The sequence below is a fragment of the Gemmatimonadaceae bacterium genome, assembly GCA_035606695.1.
Lineage (GTDB): Bacteria > Gemmatimonadota > Gemmatimonadetes > Gemmatimonadales > Gemmatimonadaceae > JAQBQB01.
Genome location: DATNEW010000026.1, coordinates 533,724 through 541,895, shown reverse-complemented (window position 1 = coordinate 541,895; position 8,172 = coordinate 533,724). Strand labels below are relative to the sequence as shown.

General features: G+C 63.6%; 7 protein-coding genes. 4 read left to right on the top strand and 3 right to left on the bottom strand.

Going from position 1 to position 8,172, the window contains the following annotated elements; translation table 11 throughout:
* The first annotated feature begins 498 nt into the window (after positions 1-498).
* Positions 499-696 carry a hypothetical protein gene (locus VN706_13310; GenBank protein ID HXT16610.1) on the top strand — a complete coding sequence of 66 codons (198 nt, stop codon included), beginning with the start codon at positions 499-501 and terminating at the stop codon, positions 694-696.
* A gap of 56 nt (positions 697-752) precedes the next feature.
* Here the strand turns inward: VN706_13310 and VN706_13305 are convergent, their stop codons facing one another.
* The 3 genes from VN706_13305 to VN706_13295 form a co-directional block, all read right to left on the bottom strand.
* Positions 753-1,205, bottom strand: coding sequence for a DUF2251 domain-containing protein (locus tag VN706_13305; protein ID HXT16609.1), 453 nt, complete (start codon positions 1,203-1,205; stop codon positions 753-755).
* Positions 1,206-1,224: 19 nt separating this feature from the next.
* The gene (locus VN706_13300; GenBank protein HXT16608.1) at positions 1,225-2,331 is read right to left on the bottom strand and encodes a hypothetical protein; all 1,107 of its coding nucleotides are present in this window, start codon (positions 2,329-2,331) and stop codon (positions 1,225-1,227) included.
* A 97-nt stretch (positions 2,332-2,428) separates the two neighbouring features.
* The gene (locus tag VN706_13295) at positions 2,429-3,082 is read right to left on the bottom strand and encodes a hypothetical protein (protein HXT16607.1); all 654 of its coding nucleotides are present in this window, start codon (positions 3,080-3,082) and stop codon (positions 2,429-2,431) included.
* Between the two features lie 209 nt (positions 3,083-3,291).
* Here VN706_13295 and VN706_13290 point away from each other — a divergent pair, with 209 nt between their 5' ends.
* From VN706_13290 to VN706_13280, 3 genes are read left to right on the top strand one after another with little or no spacing between them, the layout of a single operon-like run.
* Positions 3,292-5,142: an FAD-dependent oxidoreductase gene (locus tag VN706_13290; GenBank protein HXT16606.1), complete on the top strand. Its 1,851-nt coding sequence runs from the start codon at positions 3,292-3,294 to the stop codon at positions 5,140-5,142.
* Positions 5,135-7,069, top strand: coding sequence for a 2-oxoacid:acceptor oxidoreductase subunit alpha (locus tag VN706_13285; protein ID HXT16605.1), 1,935 nt, complete (start codon positions 5,135-5,137; stop codon positions 7,067-7,069). The genes VN706_13290 and VN706_13285 overlap by 8 nt, the downstream gene beginning before the upstream one ends.
* Complete coding sequence (locus VN706_13280) at positions 7,066-8,124, top strand: 2-oxoacid:ferredoxin oxidoreductase subunit beta (protein HXT16604.1); 1,059 nt, start codon at positions 7,066-7,068, stop codon at positions 8,122-8,124. Before VN706_13285 ends, VN706_13280 begins: the two co-directional genes overlap by 4 nt.
* Positions 8,125-8,172 lie beyond the last annotated feature (48 nt).

Here is an 8,172-nt window from a genome sequence, read left to right as displayed (position 1 = left end):
CCGCTCCGGCGCCCTGCGCTGACCGGCGTATATCAGCAGGATTCATCGTCGCTTTCGCCGTAGGTCCTCAGTCCTAGAACCCGACATTCATGACGTCGCAACAACCGTACGCCTTGACTTCTGCCCAGTCATATCAACGCCAATTGAACAACGAAGTTTAACAACGAAGTCTAACGACGCAGTTTAGCAGCGGAGTCTGACAGCAAAGTTTAACATCGAAGTCTAATGACCAGCGAACCGCGACCCACAACCGCATCATTGGCATCACGACTGAGAACGGCCTTCGCCCAACACCCGCACGCGAACTCCGACCGCAGGCCCCGAATCGGCTCCCCACCGCACTCCCAACCGTCTTCTGCACTGCGTCCGCCGCCCGCAACCCAAAACTCAACTCACAGGCACCGACCCCCGGCTCAGCCCGCACCCCGCTCAACCCGGCTTGCCTCCACCCCCGCACGCTTCCTGCACACCTCCCCTGCACCGACACAGGGAGCCCCGATGGACAAGCACGACGCCGACAAGACGCCTCAGATCGAACCCACACCGGATACCGCCGAGGGCGGTGCGCACGCACCCGACGACAAGGCGATCGCACCCAATCCGCCGCGCACCACCAAAGGCGGCATCACCGCGCCGAAGTTCGGCAGCGCGGGCAGCGGCGGCGCTGAATTGGATCCGGGTCCCGAGCGCGACTGACGCGACTCGACGCGACTCGACGCGACTCGACGCGATTGCGGCGAGTGTCGACGCTGCTACGGCAGTGTCGACACTCGCGACTCAGGCTGCGTCACGCTCTCGGAGAGCGCATCCAGAAAATCCACCGCGTGCTGATCCCACGCGTGACCATCCGGACTCCACGCGGACCCCGCGGGGAAATTGCTGCGGCAGTACGCGCGCTTGTGCTCGAAGTCGAACGCCGCATGCGCGAAGCCGTCGAGCAACAGCGCGACGTGCTGCTGATCCTCCGACCACACGATGCGCACATCGCACGGACGAAACGCATCCAGCTCGGGCGTCGGATGATTCACCACCGACGTGATGTGATACACGCAAAGCGCGTCGAGCATCGCCGGCTCGCCCAGCCGCGTATCCACGGCATAGAAGTAGGCGAGCTTGCCGTCGTCCTCGAACACGGCGCCGAACGGCGTCTTGTCCGCGTACGATTCGATCACCGTCGGGGCGCCGAGATGCAGCGTTTGACCCATGAGGAGACCCTCCGCTCGCTCAATGATCGCTTAAACCGACCTTCTTCGCTACGGGCGTCGCGGACTCATCCGGACGGTCGGGATTCCGCGTCATGACTTGAAACTCGAACGAATTCGTGCCGCGGAATACGCCGGTGATCGGTGAGGGCTGCGAGCGCCGCCCATCCGGCAGCGTGTGCGTCACCCACGCGGTGTACGGAACCGAGACCGTTCCGCTGCGCACGACGATGTAATACGCGAGCCGCTTCCTCGGCGGCACTTCGACGGTGACTTTCATCGAGGCCGTCGTCGTCTTGTCGGTTTCCTGCGTCCGCGTCAACGTCGTGCTGCGCGTGTTCTCCGTCGTCGTCGTGTGATCCGCCGTCACGCTCGGAAATTCCGGCACCGCGAGCGATAATCCGATGTGATCGACGATCGACGTCGTGACACTGTTCGTCTCCGAGTTCGTGAAGCTCGCACGCGTCGTGACGGTGTAGGCGAGCTGCACCTCGGTCGTGAATGGAACGTCGCCGGCGCTGTTGTCGGCTTTTTCCGCGACGCCGTTGACTTCGCTGATGTCGATCGTCGCGTTCGGGTAATCGTACTCGATGCGGTCGATGCGATAGTCGATGTTGTCGGGAACGAAATACCACGTCTCGTTCGCCGCGCCCTGACTGTACTGCCACAGGATGATCCTGCGGTTCTCATCCCAGCCGGGATAGCCGGCGACGTTCAATTTCTGCTGCCAATCGACGTACGCGGTCAGCATGAGATAGTAGCCGCCGTCGTATCGCCAGAGATACGCCGAATCCGAATCGTCGGTTGACGCGCCGAGCGACACTTCCACGCCCTGCAGGCCATTCTGTCTCAGCCGTTGCCGAGCGCCGAGGTTCGCGAGATACACGACACCGGAATGATTGCTCTCGATTCGCACCCAAAGCTGATTCGGGTCACCGCTCTTGCGGTTGATTCGAAGCTGCGTGCCGCCCGTGGCGGTGAGCACCCAATTGGAGCTGTCGATCTGCGATTGGATGTAGAACGGTTTGTTGCCCGGCACGTATCCGGGTCCGTCGGCGGCTCCCGCGCCGAGCGGCGTAAGCGATGCAGCGGCCTGGCTCTCGGGGATTTGCAGCTCGTCGGGCGTCATCGATGCGACCCTCGCGGCGCTTCATGAAACTCTAATAATGCCGATCGCGGCGCCGGGACGGCCCGCGCGCAAACCATCGCGCGCACGAGCACCAGTGTCAAGGCGCGTCATGTTGGCTGTCGTCTTTGCTGTCCTGCTTGACCGACGCAACCACGGAATCAACTGTTTGCAAATAGTGCTCGATCAACTCACGGTGCAGCGTCACCGTCCACGCTTCGTTGACCGCCGGGACAAACGTCACGAGCAGGCTGTCGCGATGCGCGCGAAGAATCGAATCGGGCAGCCACACGCCGGTGCTCGTCTGGGGCGAACAGTGCGTGCCGAAATAGCACGCGTACGTATCGCGCGAGGTGCTCGCAGCCGTGAGGGCGCGATTCGGCTCCGCGATCGCGTGCCGAAAGCCGCCCATGCTTCGCACGAGCTGCGCCGACACATACAATAGATGATTGCCGAACTGCGGATGCCCCAGCAGCACCCCGCCCTGCCTGCTCACCTCGGCGCGCAAACCAAAATCCGGATCGTCGACGTCCCACGCGAGCACAGCGATCGTCGACGAGTGCGGGAACTCGCGCACCTGAACGATCAACGCGTCGTCGCGGACGGAACCCGCCGCCGAGTCGGTCGTGGCGGACGCGGGGTAGACGCGCTCGTGGATCGGGTCGCCGCCAAGCCTCGGCAACGCGCAACTCGCCGCGGCGATGCACGCGACGGTGCCGGCGACGGTTCCGGCCAGGGCACACATGCGGTACATGTGCAGAACTCGAGCTGATGTCACCGCGCCTCCTCGAGCTCGGTGCTTACCGGAAGTTTGCATACAACGAACCGAGGCGCAATTGGCCTGTAAGGGAAAACCCCTTGCCCACCCCGCGTCCGTGTGGGATGATAGGCCACCGCTTCGGCCCTGTAGAGGAGCCACGTATGCCGGCATCCGGTCGTCCCGTCGTGCCTGTTGCGCCTGTCGTGCCCCGCACTCCAACGGACGTTTCCAACCCGCAGTACTACCACAAAGTGGTGGACTGCCAGTGGGCCTGCCCGGCCCACACGAACGTTCCCGAGTACATCCGTCTGATCGCCCAGGGGCGATACAGCGAAGCGTATCTGCTCAACCGCGAATCCAACGTCTTTCCGGGCATTCTTGGACGCACCTGCGACCGACCGTGCGAGCCGGCGTGTCGCCGCGGCCGGATCGACGGCAAACCGGTCGCGATCTGCCGGCTCAAGCGCGTCGCGGCCGATCATCGCGGCGACATTAGAGAATTCTTACCGCGCAGCCCCGCCGTGAAGAACGGCAAACGCGTCGCGCTGATCGGCGCCGGCCCCGCGTCGCTCACCGTCGCGAACGACCTCATGCCGCTCGGCTACGAGGTCGTGATCTTGGAGAAGATCGCCGAGCCGGGCGGGTTGATGCGGATCAACATTCCGTCGTTCCGGCTCCCCGCCGGTGTCCTCGATGAGGAAGTTGGAAACATCCTCGACATGGGCGTCGACATTCGATACAACTCGCCCGTCACGAGCATGCGCGCGCTGCTCGACGAGCCGGAACACTCGTGGGACGCGGTGTTCATCGGCAGCGGCGCGCCAACGGGAAAGGATCTCGAGATTCCCGGACGGCTCGAGGGGTCGAGCAACATTCACATCGGGATCGAGTGGCTCGCGTCGGCGCACTTCGGGCACATCGAGCGCATTGGCGAGCGCGTGCTGATCATCGGCGTCGGCAACACGGCAATGGACTGCTGCCGCACCTCGCGGCGGTTGGGCGGCAACGACGTGAAAGTCATCGCGCGCCGGTCGCGCCCGTACTTCAAGGCGTCGCCGTGGGAATTAGAGGATGCTGAAGAGGAAGGCGTGGAGATCGTCGAGAATCACGCGCCAAAACGATTCGTCATCGAGAACGGCAAGCTCGTCGGCCTCGAGCTCGAGCAGTTGCGATGGTTCGAGCAGAACGGCAAGCAGAAGAGCGAGGTGACGGGCACGATCGTCATTCCGTGCGACGACGTGATTCTCGCGATCGGCCAGGACAATGCGTTTCCGTGGATCGAGCGCGACATCGGGATCGAATTCGACCAGGGGGGCATGCCGGTCGTCGACAAGACGACCTTTCAGTCGACGCGCATGGGCGTGTTCTTCGGCGGCGACGCGGCGTGGGGACCGCAGAACATCATCTGGGCGGTCGAGCACGGGCATCAGGCGGCGATCTCGATCCACAATCACTGTCAAAGCATTTCCCTGCTCGACCGGCCGGCGTACGGCATGAATCTCACGAGCGCGAAGGCCGGCATGCACGCGTGGAGCTACAGCAACGACTACAGCTCGCTTCCACGCACGAAGATGCAGCACGAGGAGCTCACGCGTCGATTCACCGGCTTGAACGTCGAGGTCGAGCTCGGCTTCAGTGCCGAGCAGGTGGCTAAGGAAGTGGAGCGGTGTCTCAACTGCGACGTCGAGACGCACTTCACCGCGAGCAAGTGCATCGAGTGCGATGCGTGCATCGACGTGTGTCCGGTGAATTGTCTGACGATCACGAATGACGAGCCGGAGCTCGAGCAACACCTGAACGCGCCGCGCCTGAATCCCGGGCAGGACTTGTACACGTCCGCGCCGCTGCCGCAGACGAAGCGGATCATGGTGAAGGACGAAGACGTGTGCTTGCACTGTGGACTATGCGCCGAGCGGTGTCCGACGGCGGCGTGGGACATGGCGCAGTTTGAACTGCGTACTCCGTATGCGGGGCAACCGGGCACCGGATGGAAGGATGCCTGGAACATGGTGAGCGTGGCGCAAGCTCGGCGCCAGGAGATTAGTCATGTCTGACCTCGCGCCCACCGCCCAACGCCCATCGCCCATCGCTCAGCCCAACGCGTTCGCCTTCAAGATGGCGACAGTCAACGGCACCGGCTCCGCCAGCGCGAACAGCCTCTTGATGCAAGCGATCTTTCGCATGGGCATTCCCGTCACCGGGAAGAATGTCTTTCCGTCGAACATTCAAGGATTGCCCACCTGGTACGAGATCCGCGTCAGCAAGGACGGCTACGTCTCGCGGCCGGCACATGTCGATCTCGTGGTCGCGCTCAATCCGGAGACGTACGCGAAGGACGTCGGGTCGGTGCGGCCGGGTGGATATCTCGTCTACGATTCGTCGTGGCCGTTGAACGAGGTCCTCAAGCGGCCCGACATCACGATTCTTGGAATTCCGTTCGGGCGCCTGTGCGTCGACGCGTTCGAGGGCGACCGCGAACGTACGCTGCTGCGCAACATCGGCTACGTCGGGTCGCTCGTGGCCTTGCTCGGCATCGACATGGACATCGTGCGAGAGATGTTGCGCGAAAAGTTCTCGAAGAAAGCCAAGCTCCTCGACGCCAACTTTCGCGCGATCGAGCTCGGGTACGAGTACGTGAAGCAGCATTTCGACTATCCGCTGCCGTTTCACCTCGAGCGCATGGACGCCACGCGCGACTACGTCCTGCTCGACGGCAACTCGGCATGCGCGCTCGGCGCCGTCTTCGCGGGCGCGACGGTCGGTGCGTGGTATCCGATCACGCCGTCGACGTCCTTGATGGAATCGTTCAAGGAGTATTGCGAGCGCTATCGCGTCGACGCGGCAACGGGTAAGCGCAAGTACGCGCTCATTCAGGCGGAAGACGAGTTGGCCGCGGCAGGCATGGTCATCGGCGCCGGCTGGTGCGGCGCGCGATCGTTCACGTCGACGGCCGGTCCGGGCATTTCGCTCATGAGCGAGTTCATCGGGCTCGCGTACTATGTCGAGATTCCCGGTGTCTTCTTCGACATTCAGCGCACCGGCCCCTCGACGGGCATGCCGACGCGGACGCAGCAGGGAGATCTGCTGCCGATCGCCTACCTGTCACATGGTGACACGAAGCATATCGCGTTGTTTCCGGCGAATCCCGAAGAGTGCTTCTATTTCGCCGTCGCCGCGTTCGATCTCACCGAACGGTTTCAGACGCCGGTGTTCGTGGTGTCGGACCTGGACATCGGCATGAATGACTGGATGTGCCGCAAGCTGGCGTGGGACGACCGCTACCGTCCCGACCGCGGCAAGGTGTTGGGCGCCGAGGAGTTGGAGAAGGTCGAGCGATTCTCGCGGTATCTGGACGTGGACGGCGACGGCGTCGCGGCGCGATCGCTGCCGGGGGTGCACCCGAAGGGCGGCTACTTCACGCGCGGGTCGGGGCATACCAAGCACGCGACGTACACCGAAGATGCGGCCGAGTATCAGGAGGTCGTCGATCGGTTGGCAAAAAAGCTCGAGACCGCGTCGCTGCACGTCCCGGCGCCGGCGCTCGATCTGCAGCAGGAGGGGGCGACGGCGCCTATTGGAGTAATCTCATTAGGAGGCTGTCATGGCGCGGTCTCTGAGGCGGTGACGCGGCTGCGTGCCGAGGGATTGGCGCTCGACTACATGCGCCTGCGCGCGTTTCCCTTCCCGCCGAGTGTGAAGGCGTTCATCGAAGCCCATGAGACGGTCTATGTCGTGGAGCAGAATCGCGACGGACAGTTGCGGTCGTTGCTGGCGTTGGAGACGGGCATGGCGCGCGACTCGATGATCTCGATTCTCGATTACGGCGGTTTGCCGTTGACGGCGGAGGTCGTGATGAACGGTTGTCATCCCGAGCGCAGCGAGGGAGCTCGCATCCCGCCAGAGCGCTCGATCGGGATGTTGGATCCCTCGTCGCTATCGCTTCTCGGGATGACGAACGTCGTGGAGGGCGCGACCACATGACATCCATCACCAAACCCCCCGTCCGGCACCCGGGCCTTCCGCACAATGGTCTGGGTTTCACCCGCCGCGACTACGAAGGCGCGATGTCGACGCTATGCGCCGGCTGCGGACACGACTCCGTCACGGCGGCACTGGTCCAAACCCTGTGGGAGCTCGACGTGCCTCCGCACCGCGCCGCGAAGATGAGCGGCATCGGATGTTCGTCGAAGACGACCGCCTATTTCCTGCGCCAATCGCACGGCTTCAACGGCGTGCACGGCCGCATGCCGTCGCTCGCGACGGGCGCGAACGCGGCCAATCGCGATCTCGTCTACGTCGGCATTTCCGGCGACGGCGACTCGCTGTCGATTGGGCTCGGCCAGCTCTGTCACGCGATTCGCCGCAACGTGAACATGCTCTACCTGCTCGAGAACAACGGCGTGTACGGTCTCACCAAGGGCCAGTTCTCGGCATCGAGCGACGTGGGATCGAAGTCCAAGCGCGGCGAAGCGAACGTGCAGCCGCCGATCGATCCGGTGCTGCTGGCCCTCACGCTTGGCGCCACGTTCGTCGCGCGCGCGTTTTCGGGCGACAAGGCGCAGCTCGTGCCGATTCTCAAGGCGGCGGTGCGCCACAACGGCTTCGCGCTCGTGGACGTGATCTCGCCGTGCGTGAGCTTCAACGATCACGACTCGTCGACGAAGAGCTACCGCTACACCCGCGAGCACATTCAGGACGCGACCCCGGTGGACTTCATTCCACTGCGCCGCGAGATCACCGCGAATGGTACGGATGCAGGCGGCGTCGCGAGCATTACCATGCACGACGGGAGCGTCGTTCGCTTTCGCAGCGTGCCGGAGCATTACGATCCGACGAATCGCGATACGGCGTACAGCTATGTGCGGGAGCACATGGCGCGCGGGGAGGTCGTCACCGGATTGCTGCACATCGACGAGAACTCGGCGGATATGCACGCGGTGAGTGGAACCGTCGAACAGCCGCTCGTCGATCTGCCGTTCGAGGCTTTGTGTCCGGGCAGTGGGGCGCTTGGGGAGTTGATGGAGGAGTATCGGTAGAGCTGCTGCGTCATCCTGAGCGAAGCGAAGGACCCTTCAGTTGCCGAG

Bases quoted from the DNA above. Each gene is read 5' to 3' on its own strand.
- VN706_13310 (HXT16610.1), top strand. From the start codon at position 499: ATGGACAAGCACGACGCCGACAAGACGCCTCAGATCGAACCCACACCG.
- VN706_13305 (HXT16609.1), bottom strand. From the start codon at position 1,205: ATGGGTCAAACGCTGCATCTCGGCGCCCCGACGGTGATCGAATCGTAC.
- VN706_13300 (HXT16608.1), bottom strand. From the start codon at position 2,331: ATGACGCCCGACGAGCTGCAAATCCCCGAGAGCCAGGCCGCTGCATCG.
- VN706_13295 (HXT16607.1), bottom strand. From the start codon at position 3,082: ATGTACCGCATGTGTGCCCTGGCCGGAACCGTCGCCGGCACCGTCGCG.
- VN706_13285 (HXT16605.1), top strand. From the start codon at position 5,135: ATGTCTGACCTCGCGCCCACCGCCCAACGCCCATCGCCCATCGCTCAG.
- VN706_13280 (HXT16604.1), top strand. From the start codon at position 7,066: ATGACATCCATCACCAAACCCCCCGTCCGGCACCCGGGCCTTCCGCAC.